General features: G+C 59.5%; 25 protein-coding genes and 1 tRNA gene. 15 read left to right on the forward strand and 11 right to left on the reverse strand.

Features of this window, described 5'->3' with window-relative positions; all coding sequences use genetic code 11:
* Positions 1-36 precede the first annotated feature (36 nt).
* Both ACQ4WS_RS14865 and ACQ4WS_RS14870 read left to right on the forward strand, forming a co-directional pair.
* Positions 37-2205 (forward strand): TonB-dependent siderophore receptor, encoded by a 2169-nt coding sequence (locus ACQ4WS_RS14865; protein ID WP_436477427.1) that lies wholly within the window; start codon positions 37-39, stop codon positions 2203-2205.
* Between the two features lie 94 nt (positions 2206-2299).
* Positions 2300-3058 (forward strand): siderophore ferric iron reductase, encoded by a 759-nt coding sequence (locus tag ACQ4WS_RS14870; RefSeq protein ID WP_436477429.1) that lies wholly within the window; start codon positions 2300-2302, stop codon positions 3056-3058.
* Positions 3059-3577: 519 nt separating this feature from the next.
* On the opposite strand, the gene ACQ4WS_RS14875 is transcribed toward ACQ4WS_RS14870, so the two are convergent.
* The 6 genes from ACQ4WS_RS14875 to petA all read right to left on the reverse strand — a co-directional run bounded on the left by ACQ4WS_RS14875 (position 3578) and on the right by petA (position 7889).
* A tRNA-Thr gene (locus tag ACQ4WS_RS14875) sits at positions 3578-3653 on the reverse strand.
* A 26-nt stretch (positions 3654-3679) separates the two neighbouring features.
* Complete coding sequence (locus tag ACQ4WS_RS14880) at positions 3680-4192, reverse strand: ClpXP protease specificity-enhancing factor (protein WP_436477431.1); 513 nt, start codon at positions 4190-4192, stop codon at positions 3680-3682.
* Between the two features lie 140 nt (positions 4193-4332).
* On the reverse strand, positions 4333-4944 hold the full coding sequence (locus ACQ4WS_RS14885) for a glutathione S-transferase N-terminal domain-containing protein (RefSeq protein WP_010394154.1): 612 nt from the start codon (positions 4942-4944) through the stop codon (positions 4333-4335).
* 120 nt (positions 4945-5064) lie between these two features.
* Complete coding sequence (locus ACQ4WS_RS14890) at positions 5065-5829, reverse strand: cytochrome c1 (protein ID WP_436477433.1); 765 nt, start codon at positions 5827-5829, stop codon at positions 5065-5067.
* Positions 5830-5865: 36 nt separating this feature from the next.
* Positions 5866-7278: a cytochrome b gene (locus ACQ4WS_RS14895; RefSeq protein WP_436477435.1), complete on the reverse strand. Its 1413-nt coding sequence runs from the start codon at positions 7276-7278 to the stop codon at positions 5866-5868.
* Positions 7279-7280: 2 nt separating this feature from the next.
* Positions 7281-7889, reverse strand: a complete 609-nt coding sequence (gene petA, locus ACQ4WS_RS14900; RefSeq protein ID WP_436477437.1) for a ubiquinol-cytochrome c reductase iron-sulfur subunit — start codon at positions 7887-7889, stop codon at positions 7281-7283.
* Positions 7890-8302: 413 nt separating this feature from the next.
* Here petA and mscL point away from each other — a divergent pair, with 413 nt between their 5' ends.
* The 4 genes from mscL to ACQ4WS_RS14920 are packed head-to-tail and all read left to right on the forward strand — an operon-like array spanning position 8303 to position 11028.
* Positions 8303-8752 (forward strand): large conductance mechanosensitive channel protein MscL, encoded by a 450-nt coding sequence (gene mscL, locus ACQ4WS_RS14905; RefSeq protein WP_436477439.1) that lies wholly within the window; start codon positions 8303-8305, stop codon positions 8750-8752.
* Between the two features lie 41 nt (positions 8753-8793).
* Positions 8794-9954: a Do family serine endopeptidase gene (locus ACQ4WS_RS14910; protein WP_436477441.1), complete on the forward strand. Its 1161-nt coding sequence runs from the start codon at positions 8794-8796 to the stop codon at positions 9952-9954.
* A 21-nt stretch (positions 9955-9975) separates the two neighbouring features.
* Positions 9976-10668 carry a DUF2461 domain-containing protein gene (locus ACQ4WS_RS14915; protein WP_436477443.1) on the forward strand — a complete coding sequence of 231 codons (693 nt, stop codon included), beginning with the start codon at positions 9976-9978 and terminating at the stop codon, positions 10666-10668.
* A gap of 15 nt (positions 10669-10683) precedes the next feature.
* Positions 10684-11028 carry a cupin domain-containing protein gene (locus ACQ4WS_RS14920; protein WP_436477445.1) on the forward strand — a complete coding sequence of 115 codons (345 nt, stop codon included), beginning with the start codon at positions 10684-10686 and terminating at the stop codon, positions 11026-11028.
* Between the two features lie 15 nt (positions 11029-11043).
* On the opposite strand, the gene ACQ4WS_RS14925 is transcribed toward ACQ4WS_RS14920, so the two are convergent.
* The 5 genes from ACQ4WS_RS14925 to ACQ4WS_RS14945 all read right to left on the reverse strand — a co-directional run bounded on the left by ACQ4WS_RS14925 (position 11044) and on the right by ACQ4WS_RS14945 (position 14014).
* Positions 11044-12084 carry an NAD(P)H-dependent glycerol-3-phosphate dehydrogenase gene (locus ACQ4WS_RS14925; RefSeq protein WP_436477447.1) on the reverse strand — a complete coding sequence of 347 codons (1041 nt, stop codon included), beginning with the start codon at positions 12082-12084 and terminating at the stop codon, positions 11044-11046.
* 36 nt (positions 12085-12120) lie between these two features.
* Positions 12121-12582, reverse strand: coding sequence for an SH3 domain-containing protein (locus ACQ4WS_RS14930; RefSeq protein ID WP_436477449.1), 462 nt, complete (start codon positions 12580-12582; stop codon positions 12121-12123).
* Positions 12583-12665: 83 nt separating this feature from the next.
* Positions 12666-13139 carry a protein-export chaperone SecB gene (gene secB, locus ACQ4WS_RS14935; RefSeq protein WP_034783580.1) on the reverse strand — a complete coding sequence of 158 codons (474 nt, stop codon included), beginning with the start codon at positions 13137-13139 and terminating at the stop codon, positions 12666-12668.
* A 160-nt stretch (positions 13140-13299) separates the two neighbouring features.
* Positions 13300-13566: a glutaredoxin 3 gene (grxC, locus tag ACQ4WS_RS14940; protein ID WP_422727220.1), complete on the reverse strand. Its 267-nt coding sequence runs from the start codon at positions 13564-13566 to the stop codon at positions 13300-13302.
* 31 nt (positions 13567-13597) lie between these two features.
* Positions 13598-14014, reverse strand: a complete 417-nt coding sequence (locus ACQ4WS_RS14945; protein WP_131687945.1) for a rhodanese-like domain-containing protein — start codon at positions 14012-14014, stop codon at positions 13598-13600.
* Between the two features lie 107 nt (positions 14015-14121).
* On the opposite strand from ACQ4WS_RS14945, the gene gpmA reads away from it, so the two are divergent.
* The 9 genes from gpmA (at position 14122) to gspK (ending at position 21832) form a co-directional block, all read left to right on the forward strand.
* The gene (gpmA, locus tag ACQ4WS_RS14950) at positions 14122-14868 is read left to right on the forward strand and encodes a 2,3-diphosphoglycerate-dependent phosphoglycerate mutase (protein ID WP_436477451.1); all 747 of its coding nucleotides are present in this window, start codon (positions 14122-14124) and stop codon (positions 14866-14868) included.
* 76 nt (positions 14869-14944) lie between these two features.
* The gene (locus tag ACQ4WS_RS14955) at positions 14945-16402 is read left to right on the forward strand and encodes a murein hydrolase activator EnvC family protein (RefSeq protein ID WP_436477520.1); all 1458 of its coding nucleotides are present in this window, start codon (positions 14945-14947) and stop codon (positions 16400-16402) included.
* A 47-nt stretch (positions 16403-16449) separates the two neighbouring features.
* Positions 16450-17943, forward strand: a complete 1494-nt coding sequence (locus ACQ4WS_RS14960; protein ID WP_436477453.1) for a S41 family peptidase — start codon at positions 16450-16452, stop codon at positions 17941-17943.
* Between the two features lie 88 nt (positions 17944-18031).
* Positions 18032-18793, forward strand: a complete 762-nt coding sequence (locus ACQ4WS_RS14965) for a HesA/MoeB/ThiF family protein (protein ID WP_436477455.1) — start codon at positions 18032-18034, stop codon at positions 18791-18793.
* A 93-nt stretch (positions 18794-18886) separates the two neighbouring features.
* Positions 18887-19339 (forward strand): type II secretion system major pseudopilin GspG, encoded by a 453-nt coding sequence (gspG, locus tag ACQ4WS_RS14970; protein WP_102123085.1) that lies wholly within the window; start codon positions 18887-18889, stop codon positions 19337-19339.
* Between the two features lie 12 nt (positions 19340-19351).
* Positions 19352-19846 (forward strand): GspH/FimT family pseudopilin, encoded by a 495-nt coding sequence (locus ACQ4WS_RS14975; protein WP_051959291.1) that lies wholly within the window; start codon positions 19352-19354, stop codon positions 19844-19846.
* Positions 19846-20238, forward strand: a complete 393-nt coding sequence (gene gspI / locus ACQ4WS_RS14980) for a type II secretion system minor pseudopilin GspI (RefSeq protein WP_436477458.1) — start codon at positions 19846-19848, stop codon at positions 20236-20238. The genes ACQ4WS_RS14975 and gspI overlap by 1 nt, the downstream gene beginning before the upstream one ends.
* Complete coding sequence (locus ACQ4WS_RS14985) at positions 20238-20861, forward strand: PulJ/GspJ family protein (protein ID WP_436477460.1); 624 nt, start codon at positions 20238-20240, stop codon at positions 20859-20861. The genes gspI and ACQ4WS_RS14985 overlap by 1 nt, the downstream gene beginning before the upstream one ends.
* Positions 20858-21832: a type II secretion system minor pseudopilin GspK gene (gene gspK / locus ACQ4WS_RS14990; protein WP_436477462.1), complete on the forward strand. Its 975-nt coding sequence runs from the start codon at positions 20858-20860 to the stop codon at positions 21830-21832. Before ACQ4WS_RS14985 ends, gspK begins: the two co-directional genes overlap by 4 nt.
* Positions 21833-21849: the final 17 nt, after the last annotated feature.

The following is a 21849-nucleotide window of genomic DNA, read 5'->3' on the forward strand; positions in this document are numbered from 1 at the left end:
CCATCCACTACCTGATCAAGAAAGAGAGTCAAATTAATGAAGCACGCTAAAACACGCAAAGTCATCGGTTTATTATTGGCTAGCACCAGCCTGACAGAACTAGCTGTCGCTCGCGCCGAAACGAGGTCCGATCCGGCCATGCTAAGCCAGATTACCGTCACGGCCAAACGTGCATCCTCAACGACGACTGAAGATTCGCAGTCCTACACCGCGCCCAGAGCCTCCAGTGCAACTGGTCTTGATCTGTCCCTGCGAGATACACCGCAATCGGTCAGTGTGATCACTTACCAACGCTTGCAAGACCAACGGCTCGAACGCGTGATTGATGTCATCAATGCCACGACGGGCTTGAGTGCCAAACAATACGAGGCAGACCGTTTCAGTCTGTTTTCACGCGGCATGAGCATTACTAACATTTTGTACGATGGCGTCCCCACCTTCTACGATACCCGTTTTAACTACGGCGATAATGCGATGGACACCGCGCTGTACGACCGTGTGGAAGTCGTGCGCGGCGCTACTGGCCTGACCACTGGCCCCGGCAATCCCTCTGCCTCGGTCAATCTGATTCGTAAAAAACCGACTGCCGATTTCCAGGGGAGTGCCTTGCTGGGGCTGGGTTCGTGGAATGCCTGGCGCAGCGAAGTCGATGTTGCCGGCCCTATCAATGCCAGCGGCAGTGTGCGTGGGCGCCTTGTCGGCGCGCATCAGGAGAACAAGTCTTTCCTCGACCGTTACCGACAACAGCGCGACGTTCTCTATGGCGTGATCGAAACTGACCTGAGCAGCGATACGCTCCTCACAGTCGGTATGGATTATCAAAAAAATCGCACTCACGGCACGATATCGGGTGGCTTACCGCTGTTCTATAGTGATGGCAGCAGAACCAATTATCCGCGCTCGGCCTCCACTGCGCAGCCCTGGTCTAAATCAGGCACCACTGCGTTCAATGCATTTGCCAGCCTCAGACATACGCTCAACGAAAATTGGCAACTGCTAGCCAGCTTTGCCTATGGTCACAACCAACTGGAGATGAATAATGCCTACGTCTACGGCACACCGAATGCGCAAACCAATTTGGGTTTAAACAGTGGTGCCTTCAGTAAGATTGAAGCGACACGCATTCAACACGCTAGCGACCTGCGCTTGAGTGGAAATTACCAATTATTGGGCCGCCAGCACAAGCTCAATGTGGGCTTGAATCTCAACGAGCAAAACTTTAATACCCCGTATTACTACCCCAGCGCAGCACTGCCACCACTGGGTAATTTCCTCACTCCAGGCTACGGCATAGCCGAGCCTGCATGGAGTTCGACCAGCACGACCGGTTCCGATGGCCGCAACAAACAGCAGGCACTCTACGCTGTCACGCAGCTGTCGCTGACCGACCCGCTATCGCTCATTCTTGGCGGACGCTACACCAACTACCAAAACAAGACTAACAACTTTGGTACGCGTAGCGATGCTGACTACAACGAGTTCTCCTTCTATGGTGGTATCAATTATGCCGTCACCGATACCACCTCGGTGTATGCCAGTTATACGGACATCTTCACACCGCAAACCGTGCTCGATGCCAACGCAAAGGCACTGGTTCCGGAAATCGGACAGAATCGGGAGATCGGCGTCAAAGCAGCCCTGCTGGACAATGCAGTCAATGTCTCTGCCGCCGTGTTTGATATTGATCGCCAAAACATAGCGCAAGCTGTACCTGGACAGTATCTGCCGGGACGCGTACAGGTCTATCAAAGTGTCGGCAGTGGTAAGACACGCGGTTTCGAAACAGAAATTTCCGGCCAGTTAGCCAAGGGCTGGAACCTGACTGCTGGCTACACGGTGTTTTCCAGCCATGACGATAAAGGGCAGGCACTCAGTACCTCCCTGCCACGCCGTCAATTCAAGCTTTTCAGCAGCTACCAGCTCCCAGGCGCATGGAATCAGCTGACCTTAGGCGGCGGCGCCAACTGGCAAAGTCAGAACAGCAACATCGTCAATCGACCTGATCGCAGCAAGGTCAAGCTGGAAGAAGGCTCTTACGCACTATGGAATCTGATGGCGCGCTACGAGTTTGACAAGCAGCTGTCGCTCACGGTGAATGTGGAAAACGTGTTCGACAAGACTTACTACTCGCAACTAGGCCAATACGACCAATACCAGGTTGGCAAGCCGCGCAATATCAACGCTACGCTGCGCAGACGCTTCTGATCAGGCAGATCAGCGCAAACATCAGGGTGCATAACGCAAGCTATGTACCCTGCTCTGCGGCTTTTTCAACGCTGTCATGCTTTCATGAGGCTTCATGTCACTGCAGGAATTATTCGCCATGATCAGCCAGGTTCTGCCTGGCCTGGACGGTAAGATCGCCGGTCACCTTGGGCAACCCCATCCCATAACAATTGATGTCGATCATGAGCCTGCATCGGCAGTACAACATCTGTATCAATTTTTGCAAAGTAACTACCCGGAAGCAGGCCCGCATTACTGGTCGTGTCGTTGCTGGAACCTGTTGATATGGCAGCCGGTATATCTTTGCGTGCTCAGCACACATTTAGCGCACTGTGTACCGAGTCTGAGCGGAATGAAGCAAACGTTGCACCCTGGCTATGTTGCTGGATTTTCTCTTCCACAGCAAACGCTGCATACAGCAAAAACCGAGAGCTTGATTAAGACTGCAGCAACAAACATCGTTGTACTGCGCGATTCGCTTTATATCGCATTACGCAAGCACATCAAGCTATCAGAAAAGCTAGCCAAGATGCTGGAGGCCGATTGCGTAACGTCGGCACTGCTACATGCCCAGCAACATCGAAAGACGATACCCAATAACGACATAAAATACTGGAGCCAACAATGGCTTGAGGCGCTGCGACTGCCCAGCGCTGCTGCAGTGATAGAAGTAAAAATGGGAGAGCAAGAACCACGCCTTGCCTTATGCAGAAAGTCCTGCTGCCAACATTTTCGTCGCGCTGATGGGGAAATGTGCCATGACTGTCCTAAACGCAGCATGCAAGAACGCCATCGGATTTTACGAATGGCATATTGCGCAGACTCCGATTAGCGCAAATCTGCAAACAGTAGCTTGGTCAGATTTCAAGGCCATTGTTGAACTACTTTTGCGGTCATTGCTCTTAGGTGCGCTCAACAGGATTCTCCTGATCTTTCAGAGAGAATTGCTCATCCGGGCTTACTCCTGGCACTGAGACAAAAGGCCGGCAGCCAGGCACTGCAACTATGCCAACAGTCTTTTGTGTAAGCGCTGACTCCTGAACTCATCGGTCTTAATACCGGGTGCTCCGACGAGTTGATGACCCAAGCTGCCGATGTTCGGTGATCCACTTCCATAACCAGCGACCGCGCATGTATCCGGCGCGTTCTTGGTGCTTGAGAGTAGGGCGTCGCACCTGCGCATCCCATTTATTCGATGAGGCCCGTTTTGGCTCTTTGATCGCCCATGCATGGTGCGACAGGCCGCTGGCCCTTCCGGCTTGATTGATCAAGCCGGGTTACACAGCGCTTACATGGCGTCCAGAAAGCAAAAAGCCCAATCCTGAGGATTGGGCTAAGTGCTTGAATTTATTGGTGCCGACTGCCGGTTTCGAACTGGCCACCTGATGATTACAAATCAACTGCTCTACCAAATGAGCTAAGTCGGCAAAAACTGCGCGTTGCGAATTATACGCTATTTAATGCGTGTCAGGGTCGGGCGGCCACCTTTTTTTGGTGGCTCGTCGTCGCCGGGCGTGGCGCTGTCGCGTTGTTCGGGGGAGCTGGTCGGCACGGATGACAGGGTCGGGGTGCTGGCGGCGGGGGTGAGCACGGGTGGCGGGACGTCGGCTGAGGCCGGGCTGTCCGTCGGTTGCGCGTCGGGATCATCGTTGCCCAGCACCGGCTCGAAGGCCATGCCCTGGCCGTTTTCGTTGGCGTAGATGGCCATCACGTTGTCGACCGGTACGTAGATTTCGCGCGAGACGCCGCCAAAGCGGGCGTGGAAGCGGATGGCGTCGTTGTCCATCTTCAGGCCGCTGGTGGCGCCGAAGCTGATGTTGAGCACGATTTCGCCCTTTTTCACGTATGCCATCGGTACCGTGGTGCGCGAATCGACTTTGACCGCGAGATAAGGCGTGTAGCCGCTGTCGGTGCACCATTCGTAGATGGCGCGCAGCATATAAGGTTTGGTTGAGATTTCAGACATGGTAGGCACTGTGAGGCGGGAGCGCCCCCCGTCAGGCATGAGGCGGGCGCACCGGTAGTTCAAAAGACTTGGCTCGCGCAAAAAACGACTTTAACACGTGGCCCAAGATGCCCCGGCAAGCGTGGCTTGCCGGGAATATCTTAACGACGCATCACTTTTTCCGAAGGAGTGAGTGCTTCGATGTACGCAGGACGCGAGAAGATGCGTTCGGCGTATTTCATCAGCGGTGCGGCCGTCTTCGACAGTTCGATGCCGTAGTGGTCCAGGCGCCACAGCAGCGGCGCGACAGCCACGTCGAGCATCGAGAATTCGTCGCCCAGCATGTACTTGTTTTTCAGGAACAGCGGTGCCAGCGTCGTCAGGCGGTCGCGGATTTCCGCGCGTGCCTTGTCGTGGGCCTTGTCGTTGCTCTTGGCGCGTTCGCTTTCCAGCACGTGCACGTGCACGAACAGTTCTTTTTCGAAATTGAACAGCATCAGGCGCGCGCGGGCACGCATCAGCGGATCGGCCGGCATCAGTTGCGGATGCGGGAAGCGCTCATCGATGTACTCGTTGATGATGTTCGATTCATACAGGATCAGTTCGCGCTCGACCAGGATAGGCACCTGGCCGTACGGGTTCATGGTCGAAATGTCTTCCGGTTTGTTGAACAGGTCGACGTCGCGCACTTCGAAGTCCATGCCTTTTTCAAACAGGACCAGGCGGCAGCGTTGCGAAAATGGGCAGGTTGTACCCGAATAGAGAACCATCATTTTTTATAGTTCCTTAGAAACAAAGGGGGTGAAGCCGCGAACGGCTCACCCCAGGTCGCTTGTCCACTCATGCGGACAACGCAGAAACAGGCATAAACCGGCCTATGGCCGGCGCCTCACTTATTTGACTTCCTTCCAGAACGACGCGTTAAGGCGCCATGCCAGCAAAGCAAAGACCGACAGGAACAGCAGCACCCACACGCCCAGGCGCTTGCGTGTTTGCTGTGCCGGTTCGGCCATCCACTCCATGTAGCCGACCAGGTCGGCTACCGCATTGTCATACTCGATCTTGTTCAACGTACCTGGCTTGACCTGCTCGAAGCCGGTAAATTTGTGGATCTTCTTGCCAGCGTCGTGTGGATCATTCTCTTCCACGAACTTGGCAGTCTGGACACCTTGCAATTCCCATAATACATGCGGCATGGCAACATTCGGCAAGACCATATTGTTCCAGCCGGTCGGCCGAGTGTCGTCTTTATAGAACGTACGCAGGTAAGTATACAGGTAGTCGCCGCCTGTGCCAGCGGAAGATGATTTCGCGCGCGAAATTACTGACAAATCCGGCGGTACGACGCCAAAGAAGGCCTTGGCATCCTGCGGTGCCAGGGCCGTCGTCATCAGGTCGCCTACTTTATCACCGGAGAACAACAGATTCTGCTTGATCTGGTCTTCCGTCAAACCCAGATCGCGCAGGCGGTTGTAGCGCATCGACACGGCAGCGTGGCAATTCAAGCAATAATTGACGAACAATTTGGCGCCATGTTGTAGCGCTGCCATGTTGGTCTGGCGGTCAGGCGCCTTGTCCAGCGGAAAGGTGCCTTCGCTGGCGAGAGCCATGGCGGGCACGAGTGCCAGGATGGCGAGCAGTTTTTTTGCAATCTTCATATGATGTATGTCCTTTGAGCGTGGCGTGAGAGCGGCTTAGTGCGGGTGAAACGTCACACGCGACGGCACGGTCTTGAACTTGCCCATGGCACTCCACCATGGCATCAGCAGGAAGAAGCTGAAGTAAATCAGGGTGCACACTTGCGACACGATGGTTTTCGTATCCGTTGGCGCCTGGGTACCGAGGTAGCCGAGGATCAGGAACGACAGGCCGAAGATGGCATAGATGTATTTGTGCCAGGTCGGACGGTAGCGTATCGATTTCACGGGCGAATGGTCTAACCATGGCAGGAAGGCCAGGATCACGACGGAACCGCCGAAGAACACCACGCCCCAGAATTTCGCATCCAGCACCTGCGGCAGCATGCCGATGATGGCGACGATGGCGATGCCGGCGATGATGGACTTGACGGTCGTTGACAGGCGCGACTTGAGCCAGATGAACACCACGTAGGCCGCCACGACACCCATCAGCACGTACATGAAGTCGGCCGTGGTGGCACGCAGCACCGAGTAGAACGGCGTGAAGTACCAGGTTGGCGCGATGTGCAGCGGGGTTTTCAGCGAGTCGCCTGGCAGGAAGTTGTTGTATTCCAGGAAATATCCACCCATTTCCGGCGCGAAGAACACGACGGCGCTGAAAATGACGAGGAAGATCGACACGCCGAACAGGTCATGCACGGTGTAGTAAGGATGCGAAGGAATCGAATCGACCGGGTGGCCATCGGCGCCCAGGTTTTCTTTCACTTCGATGCCGTCCGGATTGCTCGAACCGACTTCATGCAGGGCGATCAAGTGCGCTGCAACCAAGCCCAGCAGTACCAGCGGGATGGCGATCACGTGGAAGGCGAAGAAGCGGTTCAGGGTCGCGTCGGAGACGACGTAGTCGCCACGGATCCACAGCGACAGGTCAGGGCCGATCAGCGGGATGGCGCCAAACAGGTTGACGATCACTTGTGCGCCCCAGTATGACATCTGGCCCCATGGCAGCAGGTAGCCGAAGAACGCTTCGGCCATCAGGCACAGGAAGATGGCAAAACCGAACAGCCAGATCAGTTCGCGTGGCTTGCGGTACGAGCCGTACAGCAGGGCGCGCGTCATGTGCAGGTAGACGATGATGAAGAAGGCCGAGGCGCCTGTCGAGTGCATGTAGCGCACCAGCCAGCCCCACGGTACTTCGCGCATGATGTACTCGACGGAATTGAAGGCCAGGGCCGCATCCGGTTTGTAGTGCATGGTCAGGAAGATGCCGGTGACGATCTGCAAGACCAGCACCAGCATGGCCAGCGAGCCGAAGATGTACCAGAAATTGAAGTTTTTCGGGGCGTAGTACTTGCCCCATTGGTCATTCCACAGTTTGGTCAGGGGAAAGCGGTCATCGACCCAGCCCAGCGCTTTTTCGGCGACGGGAGTGTCTGCCGGGAACTTCGTTTCTTTAAAAGCAGCCATGATCAAGCCTCGCCTTTCTCGTCTTTACCTATCAGCAATTTGGTGTCGCTCAGGTACATATGGCGCGGCACTTGCAGGTTGTCCGGCGCCGGCTTGTTCTTGAACACGCGGCCAGCCATGTCGAAGGTGGAGCCGTGGCAAGGGCACAGGAAGCCGCCTTCCCAGTCATCGGGCAGCGACGGTTGCGGGCCAGGGGTAAATTTCGAGGAAGGGGAGCAGCCCAGGTGGGTGCAGATGCCGACGGCGACGAGAATTTCAGGCTTGATGGAGCGCGCTTCGTTCATGCAGTAGTCAGGCGTGAATTCGGCGGGATTGCGTTGGGACTTGGCGTCGGCGACCTTGCCATCGGTTTGCTTGAGCGACGCGATCATTTCCGGCGTGCGCTTCAGGATCCAGACCGGCTTGCCACGCCATTCGACGGTGCGCATTTCGCCCGGTTGCAAGGTGGTGATGTCTACTTCGACCGGCGCGCCAGCCGCTTTCGCGCGCTCCGACGGCTGGAAGGTGCTTACCAAGGCTCCCGCGGTTGCCAATCCAACTACACTGCCCGCCGCGCACGTGGCGACGAGCAAGCCGCGACGGCCTGAATCGACCTGCTTTTCGTTACTCATGCAAACCCCAATCAGTCAAAATGCGAATCTTTATTATGAGTGGCAGCCGCGAAAAACCCGTCGCCGAAGCTCTTTCCCACTGTTTGCCGCAACCCGCATCTTTGTACGGTAAAGTGGCAACATCCCTGCGGAACTTCGGACTATGGCGCAGCCCGTGCCAGTTTCTTGTTGATTATCCGGAAGTGAAAAAGCCACTTCTGGCAACCGCAAATTATAAGTGAAGCAAACAACGAATAGAACAAAAACGTTGCTTGTACCATAATTTATATACTTTTGCAGGAGGTGGCTAGTTCTTTCGAACTAGATGCATCCGGCTGTGCCCGAATTGGTCTCGCCAGCAACCACAAGTTGGTGGCACCGGGAATCAATAGTATGATCGGCATGTTTTTTATACATATCCGAAGGAGAAATTCATGGCAATGATGACGGAATTTAAAGAATTTGCAATGAAAGGCAACGTCGTCGATCTGGCGGTCGGTGTCATTATCGGTGGCGCCTTCGGCAAGATTGTCGATTCCCTGGTGCAAGATGTGATCATGCCGCCCATCGGCCGCATTTTCGGCGGCCTCGATTTCGCCAATTACTACCTGCCTCTGAATGGCCAAGCCACGACGATGACCCTGGTGGAAGCGAAAAAGGCGGGCGCCGTGCTGGCCTATGGTAATTTTCTGACCATTTTGCTCAACTTTGTCATTCTCGCCTTCATCATCTTCCAGATGGTGCGCCTGATGAACAAGGCCCGCCGCAGCGAACCTGTCGCGCCAGCAGTGGCACCGGTCACGCCGGAAGACATCGTGCTGCTGCGTGAAATCCGCGACTCCCTGCAGCAGAACGCACGCAACAGTAACAATCTGGCAAAATAAGTCGTTCCGGCACCGGCCGGCTGACCTGGGTAGAGAACTGTATGCGACGATTCTGGTTATTGTTTGCGCAAACCGTGACGATCGCGTTGGCGCTGTACTTTGTATACGGCGCGTTGCGCCCGGCCAGCCGGGTACAGCAACTGGGCTCTGCGGCGAAACCGGTGCCCGTGGTGGAAACGGCGTCGAGCAGCCTGGCGCCCGGTTCCTACCGCGACGCGGCGGCGCGCGCCATGCCCGCCGTCGTCAACATCCTGACCCTGCAAGTGCCCAAGCGCGGCGCCCATCCGCTGGCGCGCGATCCCTTCTTTAAACGTTTCTTCGGTGAGCGCGACCTGGACGGCGACGATGGCGAGGACTTGAAAAACAGCCTCGGCTCGGGCGTCATCGTCAGCCATGAAGGTTATGTGCTGACCAACAACCACGTGGTCGAAGGCGCCGACGAAATCGAAGTCGTGCTTACCGATGGCCGCAAGGCGCCCGCCAAGGTGGTGGGCCTGGACCCGGAAACGGACCTGGCCGTGATCAAGATCGACCTCGACAAGCTGCCCGTCATCGTGCTGGGCCAGTCGGAACTGGCGCGCGTGGGCGACGTGGTGCTGGCCATCGGCAACCCGTTCGGCGTGGGCCAGACGGTGACCATGGGCATCATCTCCGCCCTGGGCCGCAACAACTTGCACATCAACAGCTTTGAAAATTTCATCCAGACGGATGCGGCCATCAACTTCGGCAATTCGGGTGGCGCCCTGGTCGATACGCGCGGCAACTTGATCGGTATCAATACGGCGATTTACTCGCAAAGCGGCGGTTCCGTCGGCATCGGCTTCGCCATTCCCGTCTCGACGGGGAAAACGGTGATGGAAGCCATCATCAAGGATGGCCACGTGGTGCGCGGCTGGATCGGTGTGGAAACGCAGGACATCACGCCCGAGCTGGCGCAAAGCTTCAACTTGCAGCGCTCGAGCGGCGCCATCATCGCCGGCGTGGTGCGCAACGGCCCGGCTGACAAGGCGGGCATCGTGCCCGGCGACATCCTGCTGGCCGTCGATGGCAAGCCCGTCGGCGACACGACGGAAATGCTCAACCTGATCGCCCAACTCCCGCCCGGCGGAAAAGCTAAAATGACGGTGCTGCGCAAGAATCGCGAAGCGGCACTCGACGTGATGGTGGGCAAGCGCCCCATCCCGAAAGAGCTTTCCAAATAGTTGCTGATCGGAATTTGACACATGCATGTGCGTGACTTGACCCAATTTTTACGTGAACTGAGCGACAACAACAACCGTCCCTGGTTTGTCATGAACAAGCCCCGCTACGACATCCTGCGCGAGGAGTTCCTTGCGCTGGTGACGTCACTCATTGCTGAACTCGGCAAGTTCGATCCGGCCGTGAAATACTGTAATCCAAAGAAGGCCTTGTTCCGCATCAACCGCGACGTGCGTTTCGCGCACGACAAGAGCCCGTATAAAACGCGTTTTTCGGCCGCCATCGCGCCGAACGACATGCGCCGTCCCAGCAAGGCGGGCGGCCCCACGTATTATCTGCAGATCGATGGGCAGGGAAATTTACTGTTCGGCGCCGGCGAATACATGCCGCCGCCTGGCCGGCTGAAGGCGCTGCGCGAGCACATGGTCAACGACGCGCCAGGTTTTTCCAAAGTGCTGAAAAATAAGCGCTTGAAAGCCCGTTTCGGCACCATCCAGAACGAGGGCAAGTTGCAGCGCCCGCCCAAGGGTTTCGACGCGGACGCCGAACATATCGAATTCATCAAGCTGAAGAGCTTTTTTGTCTGGACCGAAGTGCCGTTGCCCGTGAATGCGCCCGAGAAACTGCTGCCGACCCTGGCGGAAGGCTTGCAGGATGCGTGGCCGCTGGTCGAGTGGATGCGCGGCGCGAAAGAGCCGGAGGAAGTCACCGAGTAATTGCTGAAGGAGCACATGATGGCATTGGAGCACGCAAGTTCAGGGCAGGTGATCGAGGTACAGCGCAGGGACGGTGGCGACCTGTCGCAGTTTTCCGCCATCGCGCTGGCCAGGACGGATGAACTGGAATTGATCCGCATGTGCATGCCCAAGGGCAAGACCATGCCCGAACATCATGTGCTCGGTGAAATCACCCTGCTGTGCCTGCAAGGGCAGGTGGCGGTGACGGCGCATGGCGGGGAGCAAGTGCTGGGGTCGGGGCAGATGCTGTATCTGCACGGCGGTCAGGCGCATGCGCTGGAAGCGCGCGAAGACAGTTTGGTGCTGCTGACGATATTGATGGCCAAGGCGGGGCGCTAGGAGCCCCCTGGCGCTTCAGGCCGCCTCGGCGCGCGGATCGCGCGACAGCAGTTGCTGCACCATCACGTGCGGCAAATCCCCATCGAACAGCACGCCGGCCACCGCGTTGGTGATCGGCATGTCGACGCCCATGCGGCGCGCCAGTTCGCGCACGGCCTTGGCGCAGGGTACGCCTTCGGCTACATGACCGAGTTCGGCCACGATGGTGTCCAGCGCCTTGCCTTGCGCCAGGCCCAGGCCGACCCGGCGGTTGCGCGACAGGTCGCCCGTGCACGTCAAAATCAAGTCTCCCATGCCCGTCAAGCCCATGAACGTTTCCGTCTGGCCACCCAGGGCCGTGCCCAGGCGCGTGATTTCCGCCAGGCCACGCGTGATCAGTGCGGCGCGCGCATTCAAGCCCAGGCCCAGGCCGTCAGCCACGCCCGTGGCAATCGCCAGCACGTTCTTGACGGCGCCGCCTACTTCCACGCCCACCAGGTCGTCGCTGGCATATACGCGGATAGTGCCGCCATGCAAGGCCGAGACGACGGCGCCGCGCAAGGCCGCACTGTGCGAGGCGATGGTCAGCGCGCACGGCAAGCCGCGTGCCACTTCCTGTGCGAACGAGGGGCCGGACAGGGCGCCGCCAAGGATATTGTCGCCCAGCACTTCCTGCACGATCTGGTGCGGCAGCAAGCCCGTGCCGCCTTCAAACCCTTTACAGAGCCACACCAGCTTGCCGATGGCCTTGTCTTTCAATTGATGCAGCATCGGCCGCAAGCCCGCCACGGGACAGGCGGCGATCAGCAAGCCGTGTTCGCCACCGGCATGCGCGACGGCGGCGTCGAAATCGGCGACTATGCGCAGTTGCGGCGGCAAAGGGAAGCCCGGCAAATAGCTGTTTTCGCCACTGGCGGCCATGGCGGCCATGGCGTCGCCATTGCGGCCCCACAGCAGCACGTCGTGGCGGCCGGCCAGGGCCATCGCCACGGCCGTGCCCCAGGCGCCAGCGCCCAGGATGGTGATCTTGCGGGCGGCGGGAATCATATCGGGAGTGATTTCAGGAGAAACTTGCATGCAACCTCAACGGGGCAGGGGGAACGGACGCGGTGCTTACAGGCCCCACACTTCGCTGGTCTTGACGTAGCCGCTCTGGCCATCCTTGTGGCGCACCTTGATCCAGCCGGAGCTCGGTTGCTCGCTCATTTCCAGCAGCACGCCCTTGTCGACGAGGATGATGGCAGAGGCGGTGTCATCGGGGCTGGCGCGAACCTTGAGGTTCGCAGCGCGTGCCACGAGGTTGCGCTTGGCCGACAGGCCCTTGGCTTCCGTCCAGGCCATTTCGCCGCTGGCGTCGCGCACCTTGACCCATTCGCCGTAGCTGAGCACGACTTCCAGCGGCATGCCGCGTGGCGCCACGTACAGCTTGCCGCCCTTGGCGGATGGCGCGTCGTACAGGATCACGGGAGCTGCGCCCACCGTTTTGAAATCGACGGCGTGGCTGGCGGCGGTCGCCAGCAGCAGCACGGCGCCGGCCATCCAGCGGAACTTGCTCAAGAGCGCACTTTTCAACATGATATTTTTGAACCTTAACGAAACACGGCGGCCAGGCCGCCGTGTCAGGCCAGCCTTGGCGGCTGGCGGGGTCTTGCAAGAGCTTAGTGCGTTTCGCTGGCTGCTGGTGCTGCGGCAGCGGCGTCAGCAATAGCTTGCAGACGTTGTTGGTAGAACACTTCGAAGTTGATCTCGGCCAGGTGCACTGGCGGGAAGCCGGCACGGGTGATCACGTCGGCGATGTTGGCGCGCAGGTAAGGGTAGATGATGTTCGGGCAGCCGATTCCCAGCAGCGGATCGAGTTGATCGGCAGGAATGTTGCGTGCTTCGAAGATGCCGGCTTGTTTGCCTTCAACCAGGAAAGCGACTTTTTCGCCGACTTTGGCGGTCACGGTGATGGTCACGGTGGCTTCGAAGATGCCGTCGGCCAGAGGCGCAGCGCCCACGTCCAGTGCCACTTCGATGGCTGGTGCTTCTTGTTCCAGGAAAATAGCTGGGGAATTTGGTTGTTCCAGCGACATGTCTTTCAGGTAGACGCGTTGGATTTGGAAGACTGGTTGCAGATTTTCGTCGGACATGGAACGCTTTCGTTGTAAAGGACAAGAACGGCACACCGTTCAAATATGGTACTTGCGGTATTCAAACCGTGCCGGATAGGCACGGTCAGATCAGGTGCGAGGGCAATTGTATCAAAACAATACGACAAAAAACCAAGCAATTTCTCGAACCCGCTTTATATCAGGCTGCCGTGCCATTTAACAAGGGGTCCAGCTTGCCGGCTTGATCGAGCGCATACAAATCGTCGAATCCGCCCACGTGGGTATCGCCCACATAGATCTGTGGCACGGTGCGGCGGCCCGTGCGTTCCATCATCTTGATGCGCTCTTCCGGGTCGAGGTCGACGCGGATCTTTTGCACGCTCACGCCCTTGGCTTCCAACAGGCGCTCGGCGCGCACGCAATACGGGCACACGGCGGTGCTATACACAATTACTGGGACGGTCATGATGCTTCCTTATGTGAGTGCTGGCGCAGGCTTACTTCGCCAGCGACAAGGTCTTCAATGGTAAACCCTGCTTTTTCCATTCGTCGAGGCCGCCTTCCAGGCTCGTTGCCTCAGCGAAACCGGCTTTGCCCAGCAGGCCAACGGCGGTTGCCGAACGCGAACCTTTCTGACAAACCACTACAATGGGGCGCGTTTTGAATTTTTCCAGCTCGCCCAGGCGTTTTGCCAGTTCCGGCAGCGGAATATTTTTTGCGTCAGGCAAGTGGCCGGTGGCGAATTCTTCCGCGCTGCGCACGTCGACGACGATGGTTTTGCCGCGGTTGATCAGTTGCGTGACTTCCAGCACGGTCGCGCGCTTGCCGCGCATCGACAGCAGTGGCCAGAGGAGGGCGCCGCCGGAAATAATGACGATGGCAAACAGAAAAATGTGGTCGATAATGAATTTCACGTAGGGTCCAATGGTTTAAGTCAATCCGCGCATTATAAAATAGAAGCTGGACGAGGTCTTTTTACGTTTTGCTTTTTTGATTTGAACCCCCTTGAGAAGATAGAACTATGTACAAAATCGTTTTCATGCGTCACGGCGAGTCCACCTGGAACCTCGATAACCGCTTCACCGGCTGGACCGACGTCGATCTGACGGAAAAGGGCGTCAACGAAGCCAAGGCCGCCGGCCAGATCCTCAAGCAGGAAGGTTTTACGTTCGACCTGGCCTACACTTCCGTCCTGAAGCGCGCCATCCGTACTCTGTGGCTGGCCCTCGACGAGATGGACATGATGTATTTGCCAATCAAGAACGACTGGCGCTTGAACGAGCGCCACTACGGCGCCCTGCAAGGCCTGGACAAGGGCGAGACGGCCGCCAAGTATGGCGACGAGCAAGTACTGGTATGGCGCCGCAGCTACGACACGCCGCCGCCGCCGCTGGCGGAAGACGATGACCGCGCCTCGTTCAACGATCCGCGCTATGCCGGCTTGCCGAAAGCGTCGATTCCGCTGACCGAATGCCTGAAAGACACCGTGGCGCGCGTGATGCCGTCCTGGGATGAGGAAATCGCCCCGGCCATTCGCGCTGGCAAGAAAATCATCATTTCGGCCCACGGCAACAGCCTGCGCGCGCTGATCAAGATGCTCGATGGCATCAGCGACAGCGACATCGTCGGCCTGAACATTCCGAACGGCCAGCCGCTCGTGTATGAACTGGACGCCGACCTGAAACCGATCCGTCACTACTACCTGGGCGACCCGGCAGCGATTGCGGCAGCGCAAGCGGCCGTGGCGAACCAAGGGAAGGCCAAGTAACTTGTTGTCTTTCTTCCGCGGCACAGCCATCGCCCCCTCTGCTGAACAACCCCTGCCGGCGTGGCGCGCCGGTGCCATGCTGTGCGCAGCGCTGCTGCTTTCCAGCGGTGCCGCGCAGGGCGCCAAGCCCACCGAACGCAGCAAGCAGAAGGCGGCCGCGGAAGCACAACGTGCTGGATTGCAACAAAAGCTGACGGCGCTCAAGCGCGACATCAGCCGCACGGAAAGCGCCAAGGATGACGCGGCCGATACCCTGGCCGAGTCGGAAGAGGCCATTTCCAACGCCAACCGCGCCTTGCGCGACCTGGCGCAGGAGCAAAGCGAGACGGGCGTGAAACTCAATGCGCTGGGGCAAGAGCACCAGCAGTTGACGGCCACGGTCGGGAAACAAAAGACGCAGTTGTCAAAGTTGTTGCGTGAACAATACGTCGCCGGTAACGAAGACCGCATCAAGCTGCTCTTGTCAGGCGATAACCCCAACCGCATCAACCGCGACTTGCAATTGATGGCGTATGTGTCGCAGGCGCAGGCACGCCTGCTGGACGCCTTGCGGGCCAACTTGCTGGCCGTGGAGAAAAACCAGGCGGACGTGCAGAACGCCAAGGATGAGCTGGAAGAAATCGCGCAGGAAGAGCGCGACCAGAAGGCCCTGCTGGTGCAAGAGAAGGCGCGCCGCGCCGCCTTGCTGACGAGCTTGTCGCAGCGCCTGGTGGCGCAGCGCAAGGAAGTTGGCAATGTCGAGCGCGACGAACAGCGCATGGGCAACCTGGTCGACAAGCTGGCAAAACTGATCGAAGAACAGGCCGCGGCTGCCGCGGCCGAAAAGAAACGCCAGCAATTGCTGGCCGAGCAACGCGCTGCCGCCAAAGCGGCCGCCGACGCCAAGATCGCGGCGGAAAAACGCGAACGCCTGCTGGCCGCGCGCGCCAAGGCCGCCCAGGCGCAGGCTGAACGCGAACGCCTTGCGAAAGAGCAACAAAATAAATCGGGCAAGATCAAGCCGCAAACGCCGCCACCGCCGCCCGTGAAACTGGAACCGATCGACGATGACGAGCCGCCGCAAGTGGCCAAGGTGGCACCGAAGCCCGAACCCAAGCCGGAACCGGAACGTCCAAGCCTGGGCCCGGCTGCGCCAGCCGGGGCCTTTGCCAGCCTGAAAGGGCAGCTGCGCGCGCCCGTGGCGGGCAAGATTGCCGCCCGCTTCGGCAGCAAGCGCGGCGATGGCCCCAGCTGGAAGGGCGTGTTCATCCGCACGGGCGAAGGCAGCGAGATCCACGCCATCGCCGGCGGCCGGGTGGTGTTTTCCGACTGGCTGCGCGGTTTCGGCAATTTGATCATCGTCGACCACGGCGGCCAGTACATGAGTATTTATGGCAATAACCAATCCTTGCTGAAACGCGTGGGCGACGCCGTCAAGGGCGGCGACGCCATTGCCAGCGCGGGCAACAGCGGCGGCAACGAGGAATCAGGGCTATACTTTGAATTGCGTCATCAGGGCCGCGCCTTCGACCCCGCCACCTGGGTGAAGTTTTAAGTTCCCACCATTGCTGCGGCAGCGAATTTGTAGATTGTGAAGAAGACATGGGCATCAAAGTCAAAAGTATCGGCCTGATCGGTCTGGGCGTCCTGGCCGGCATCGGCATGTCGCTGCAGTTCCCGGCCGTGGCGCAAAAAATCACGAATGCCCCGCTGCCGCTCGACGAGCTGCGCCAGCTGTCCGACGTCTTCGGCCTGATCAAGTCCGATTATGTCGAGAAGGTGGAAGACAAGAAACTTTTGACGGAAGCCATATCCGGCATGGTCTCGTCGCTGGACCCGCATTCAGTGTATCTCGACAAAAATGCCTTCAAGGAAATGCGCGAAAGCGTGCAGGGCAAGTTTGTCGGCATCGGCATCGAAGTGAGCATGGAAGACGGCTATGTGAAAGTCGTCTCGCCCATCGAGGACAGCCCGGCCGCCAAGGCCGGTATCCTGGCCGGTGACCTGATCACCCGTCTCGACAATATCCCGCTGAAAGGCTTGCAGCTGGAAGAGGTCATCAAGAAGATGCGCGGCCAGCCTGGCAGCAAGCTGGTGCTGACGATGTCGCGCAAGGGCGACAGCAAGCCGCTGGTCTTCCCCATCGTGCGCGAGGAAATCCGCGTGCAAAGCGTGAAGGCCAAGATGGTCGCGCCCGGCTATGCCTGGCTGCGCATCGCCCAATTCCAGGAACCGACCGTCGATGACATGGTCAAAAAGATCAACGCGCTGTATGCGCAAGACCCCAAGCTCAAGGGCCTGGTGCTGGACTTGCGCAACGATCCCGGTGGCGTCGTGCCGGGCGCCATCGGCGTGGCGACAGCCTTCCTTCCGGGTAACTCCGTGATCGTTTCCACCAAAGGCCAGTTGCCGGAATCGAAACAGGTGTTTTACGGCCGCCGCGAATTTTATGCGCCGCCGGGCGCCAAGGCCGACCCGCTGGCCAAGCTGCCAGCCGCGCTGAAAACCGTGCCGCTGGTGGTGCTGGTCAATGCCGGCTCCGCGTCCGCCTCGGAAATCGTCGCCGGCGCCTTGCAGGATTACCAGCGCGCCACCATCATCGGCACGCAGACGTTCGGCAAGGGTTCCGTGCAAACCTTGCGCCAGATCACGGCCGACACGGCCGTCAAGCTGACGACGGCCCGCTACTACACGCCGAAAGGCCGGGCCATCCAGGCGCGCGGCATCGTGCCCGATTTGTTGGTCGATGAAACGGCCGAGGGCGATGGCTGGAACAGCCTGCGGGTGCGCGAGGCGGACCTGGAAAAACACCTGAGCAGCAACGATGGCAAGCCGGAAGCGGCCAAGCCGACCATGGAAGGCATGCAGGATCAACTGGAAGAAGAGCAGCGCCTGATCGCCACGGCGAAAAAGCGCAAGCCGCTCGAATACGGCGCCAAGGACGATTTCCAGCTGCAGCAAGCCTTGAACCATTTCCAGGGCTTGCCGGTGCAGCTGGCCAAGGTCGAAGCCAAGGGCGAGAAGATCAGCGCCAAGCCGGAAATTGCTTCCGACATCAAGGCCGATGACAAGAAAATCCCTGTGCAGAAACCGTGATGCTTAACCCAATGCAAGTGCTGGGGTCGGTCGCTTCGCGATCGGGATGTGCCCCATTGGGGCGCATCCCCCCAGCGGGTCTGACCCCGTGAACGACAATCAACTGCTGCGCTATTCGCGCCACATCCTGTTAGACGAGATCGGCATCGAAGGCCAGCAAGCCTTGCTCGATGCGCATGTGCTGGTGATCGGCGCGGGCGGGCTGGGCTCGCCGGCGGCCCTGTACCTGGCCGCCAGCGGCGTCGGCAAGCTGACCCTGGTCGATGACGACACGGTCGATCTGACCAATCTGCAGCGCCAGATCGCCCACACGACGGCCCGCGTGGGTCAGCCGAAAGTGCTGTCGGCGCGCGAGACCTTGACCGGCATCAATCCCGAGATCGACATCGTCGCCTTGCAGGAGCGCCTCGATGGCGCGCGCCTGGCCGAACTGGTCTGCTCCGCCACGGTGGTGCTCGATTGCACCGACAACTTCGCCACGCGCCACGCCGTCAACCGCGCCTGCGTGGCGGGCAGAGTGCCGCTGGTGTCGGGCGCGGTGATCCGTTTCGATGGGCAAGTGAGCGTCTTCGACCCACGCACGGCTAGCCAGCCGTGTTATTCCTGCCTGTTTCCGCAGGAGCAGCAGTTCACGGACGAGGCGTGCTCGACCATGGGAGTGTTTGCGCCGCTGGTGGGCGTGGTGGGCGCCATGCAGGCGGCCGAGGCGCTGAAACTCATCATGGGCGTTGGGGAATCACTGGCGGGACGGCTGTTGCTGCTTGATGGCTTGCACATGGAATGGAGCAGCATGCGCGTCGCGCGCGACCCCGGCTGCGCCGTTTGTGGTGTAGTGGTCTTGCCGGCCTGACCTCCGCCGCAGAAATTTTTCCCTATATGACAGGCTTTGTCATATTTCCGCTTTATACTCTGCACTCATTACTCACCTTCTTCTCTCTTTCTTATGCAAAACGCAGCAAACCATCCGACACGCCAGCGCCGCGCGCGTGGCTTCACTTTGATCGAAATCATGGTCGTGGTGGTGATCATGGGCATTCTCGCCTCGCTGGTGGTACCCAAGCTGATTGCCCGCACGGGCGAGTCGAAAGTGGCGGCGGCGAAAGTCGACATCGCTACCGTGATGCAAGCCTTGAAACTGTATCGCCTGGATAACCAGCGCTACCCGACCACCGAGCAGGGCTTGCAGGCGCTGATCGAAAAACCGACCACAGGACCGGCCGCGAATGGCTGGAAAGCGGGCGGTTACCTGGAAAAAATGCCGAAGGATCCATGGGGCAATCCGTACCAGTTCCTGTCGCCGGGCGTGAAAGGCGAAGTCGACCTGATCTCGCTGGGCGCCGACGGCCAGCCTGGCGGTAGCGGCGACGATGCCGATATCGGCTCCTGGGAACTGTAAGTTTTTCATTGCATGCCTGCCATGACCACCGGTCGCGCACCGCCCCGGCCACGCGCCAGCGGCTTCACGCTGATCGAATTGCTGGTGGTGATGGTCATCATCGGCGTCACCCTGGGCCTGGTCTCGCTGAACGCCATGCCGAATGGCCAGCAAGCCCTGCAGAAGGAAGCCGAGCGCATCGCGCTGCTGCTGCAACTGGCGCGCGATGAAGCCATCGTGCGCAGCCGGCAGGTGGCGTTCGAGGCTGACGAAAATCAATACCGTTTCCTGGTCCTCAATGAAAAGCTGTGGCAACCCGTGACGCAGGATGATTTGCTGCGCGAGCGGGCGTTTGCCAACACGCCCATGCTGCTCAGCGTGCAGCCTTCGAACAGCGTGGCCCAGCCGCTGCGCATCATCTTCGGCCGCGAACCGGTCGACAAGCCTTTCGTGCTGACCCTGGCCAGCGGCGAGCGCAGCGTGGCCATCCGTGCCGACGGCATCGGCCACTTCACGGTCGAACAATGATGCGGCTCTCACCTCACCGCCGCCAGCGCGGCTCGCAGTCCGGCTTTACTTTGCTGGAAGTATTGGTGGCCCTGGTCATCGTCGGCACGGCCCTGGGCGCCTCGCTGCGCGCCGTGGGCAGCCTGACGCAGAACAGCGATGGCTTGCGCAGCGCCATGATGGCCACCTGGTCGGCGGAAAACCACCTGGTACGGCTGCGCCTGGCAAAAACCTTTCCGCAGACGGGCAAGCGGACGGTCGACTGCCCGCAGGGGGACTTAAAACTGATCTGCGAGGAAGAAGTGGTGGCCACGCCGAATCCCCGCATCCGGCAAGTGCGCGTGAACGTGTACGACGCGCAATACCCGGCCCGGCGCATCGTGCGCCTGGTGTTACTTTCCTTTAACGACTGATGGCGCGCCGCACTGTCCCTGCTGGCGGTTTCACCCTGATCGAGCTGCTCGTGGCGATCGGCATCCTGGCCATGGTCGCCGTGCTGGGCTGGCGCGGCCTGGACAGCATCATGCGTTCGCGCGAAGTGTTGACCAGCCAGCTGGAGCAGGCGCGCGGCATGCAACTGGCGTTTGCCCAGATGCAAAGCGATTGCGACCATCTGGCCGGCGCCGGCCAGAGCAATACCCTGCTGAATGGCCGCCTGAACCTGTCGGCGGAAAATGACCGCCTGACCCTGGTGCGCCTGGCCGCATCGGAACAGGAACCGCAGCAGTTGCAAGTGGTCACTTACCGCCTGCGCGGCGGCGTGCTGACGCGGCGCGAGTCGAACGGCACGCGCGACCTGGCCGTGCTCGACACCCTGTGGCAGGCGGCGCGTGACGATACGGATACCTCCAGCGCCGACGTGGCCCTGATGCAAGGCGTCGACAGCATGGTCATGCGCGGCTGGAGCAATGGCGCCTGGAACGTGCTGACGGCGGGCGCCACCATCTCCACGCAAGTGCCTGGCCTGGAAGTGACCCTGCAGATGCCGGGCCAGGACGCGGGCCTGTCCAAAGTCTTTTTATTGGGGCCGGGATGAAGCGCGTCAAGTTCCCCGCGCGCCAGCGCGGCGTGGCCGTCATCACGGCCTTGCTGCTGACGGCGCTGGCCATTACCGTCGTCGCCAGCCTGTTCTGGCAGCAGCAGGTGCAGGTGCGTTCGATGGAAAACCAGCGCCTGCGCCTGCAGACGCAGTGGGCCATGCGCGGCATGGTCGACTTTGCCCGCTTCTGGCTGCGCCAGGACAATCCCATGCTGACGGCGCTGGACGGCGTCTGGGCCACGCCCATCGAGGAAGCGCGGCTCGACGATTACGTGGACCGCGAAAAGGTCGACACGGAAAAATTCGACGCCACCGTCTCGGGCCGCGCACTCGACGCGCAGGCGCGGTTTAATATTACCAACCTGGTCGACGCCACGGGCAGCATCAATCCGAAACAGGTGCTGGCCTACCAGCGCCTGTTGGCCAACATGAAGCTCGATAGCGGCCTGGCGCAAGCCACTGCCGATGCCGTGCTGCGCGCGAAGCCGAAACCACGCGCCGCTGACAGTGGCGCCGATGGCAAGACGCCTGCGGCCGCGCCCGCCTCGGGTGGCGGCAGCGAACCGGTGGCCTTCACGCAGGTCGAGGATTTGCTGGCCGTGCCCGGCTATACGCCGCAGATGATCGAGCAGCTGCGCGATGTCGTCATCATCTTGCCGGAGATCACGGGGATCAACGTGAATACGGCGCCGGCCGAAGTGCTGGCGGCCGTGACGATGATGTCGCTGTCCGAGGCCAGTGCCCTGACTTTGAGCAATCCGCGTAAAAAGTTTGTCGATAAGTTAAATTTCCAGAATAATATTAATGCTGAACTGATTGAAGGCGTGGAACTCGATGTGAAGAGCCGCTACTTCCTCACCGTCATCCGCGTGCGGCTGGACCGTGCCGCCCTGGATGCCGTGGCGCTCGTCAATCGAAAAACGGATCCGCAGCGCACCACCCGTCTGGTCTGGTTGCGGGAAAATTAACAGCTGAAAGCGAGTCA

Origin of the sequence: Janthinobacterium leeuwenhoeki, from assembly GCF_051380795.1 — a bacterium.
In the GTDB taxonomy this organism is placed as follows: domain Bacteria; phylum Pseudomonadota; class Gammaproteobacteria; order Burkholderiales; family Burkholderiaceae_D; genus Janthinobacterium.

Excerpts from the sequence above, each read along its gene's own strand:
- ACQ4WS_RS14865 (WP_436477427.1), top strand. The coding sequence starts at position 37 with ATGAAGCACGCTAAAACACGCAAAGTCATCGGTTTATTATTGGCTAGC.
- ACQ4WS_RS14870 (WP_436477429.1), top strand. The coding sequence starts at position 2,300 with ATGTCACTGCAGGAATTATTCGCCATGATCAGCCAGGTTCTGCCTGGC.
- ACQ4WS_RS14880 (WP_436477431.1), bottom strand. The coding sequence starts at position 4,192 with ATGTCTGAAATCTCAACCAAACCTTATATGCTGCGCGCCATCTACGAA.
- ACQ4WS_RS14885 (WP_010394154.1), bottom strand. The coding sequence starts at position 4,944 with ATGATGGTTCTCTATTCGGGTACAACCTGCCCATTTTCGCAACGCTGC.
- ACQ4WS_RS14890 (WP_436477433.1), bottom strand. The coding sequence starts at position 5,829 with ATGAAGATTGCAAAAAAACTGCTCGCCATCCTGGCACTCGTGCCCGCC.
- ACQ4WS_RS14895 (WP_436477435.1), bottom strand. The coding sequence starts at position 7,278 with ATGGCTGCTTTTAAAGAAACGAAGTTCCCGGCAGACACTCCCGTCGCC.
- petA (WP_436477437.1), bottom strand. The coding sequence starts at position 7,889 with ATGAGTAACGAAAAGCAGGTCGATTCAGGCCGTCGCGGCTTGCTCGTC.
- mscL (WP_436477439.1), top strand. The coding sequence starts at position 8,303 with ATGGCAATGATGACGGAATTTAAAGAATTTGCAATGAAAGGCAACGTC.
- ACQ4WS_RS14910 (WP_436477441.1), top strand. The coding sequence starts at position 8,794 with ATGCGACGATTCTGGTTATTGTTTGCGCAAACCGTGACGATCGCGTTG.
- ACQ4WS_RS14915 (WP_436477443.1), top strand. The coding sequence starts at position 9,976 with ATGCATGTGCGTGACTTGACCCAATTTTTACGTGAACTGAGCGACAAC.
- ACQ4WS_RS14920 (WP_436477445.1), top strand. The coding sequence starts at position 10,684 with ATGATGGCATTGGAGCACGCAAGTTCAGGGCAGGTGATCGAGGTACAG.
- ACQ4WS_RS14925 (WP_436477447.1), bottom strand. The coding sequence starts at position 12,084 with ATGCAAGTTTCTCCTGAAATCACTCCCGATATGATTCCCGCCGCCCGC.
- ACQ4WS_RS14930 (WP_436477449.1), bottom strand. The coding sequence starts at position 12,582 with ATGTTGAAAAGTGCGCTCTTGAGCAAGTTCCGCTGGATGGCCGGCGCC.
- secB (WP_034783580.1), bottom strand. The coding sequence starts at position 13,139 with ATGTCCGACGAAAATCTGCAACCAGTCTTCCAAATCCAACGCGTCTAC.
- grxC (WP_422727220.1), bottom strand. The coding sequence starts at position 13,566 with ATGACCGTCCCAGTAATTGTGTATAGCACCGCCGTGTGCCCGTATTGC.
- gpmA (WP_436477451.1), top strand. The coding sequence starts at position 14,122 with ATGTACAAAATCGTTTTCATGCGTCACGGCGAGTCCACCTGGAACCTC.
- ACQ4WS_RS14955 (WP_436477520.1), top strand. The coding sequence starts at position 14,945 with ATGCTGTGCGCAGCGCTGCTGCTTTCCAGCGGTGCCGCGCAGGGCGCC.
- ACQ4WS_RS14960 (WP_436477453.1), top strand. The coding sequence starts at position 16,450 with ATGGGCATCAAAGTCAAAAGTATCGGCCTGATCGGTCTGGGCGTCCTG.
- gspG (WP_102123085.1), top strand. The coding sequence starts at position 18,887 with ATGCAAAACGCAGCAAACCATCCGACACGCCAGCGCCGCGCGCGTGGC.
- ACQ4WS_RS14975 (WP_051959291.1), top strand. The coding sequence starts at position 19,352 with ATGCCTGCCATGACCACCGGTCGCGCACCGCCCCGGCCACGCGCCAGC.
- gspI (WP_436477458.1), top strand. The coding sequence starts at position 19,846 with ATGCGGCTCTCACCTCACCGCCGCCAGCGCGGCTCGCAGTCCGGCTTT.
- ACQ4WS_RS14985 (WP_436477460.1), top strand. The coding sequence starts at position 20,238 with ATGGCGCGCCGCACTGTCCCTGCTGGCGGTTTCACCCTGATCGAGCTG.
- gspK (WP_436477462.1), top strand. The coding sequence starts at position 20,858 with ATGAAGCGCGTCAAGTTCCCCGCGCGCCAGCGCGGCGTGGCCGTCATC.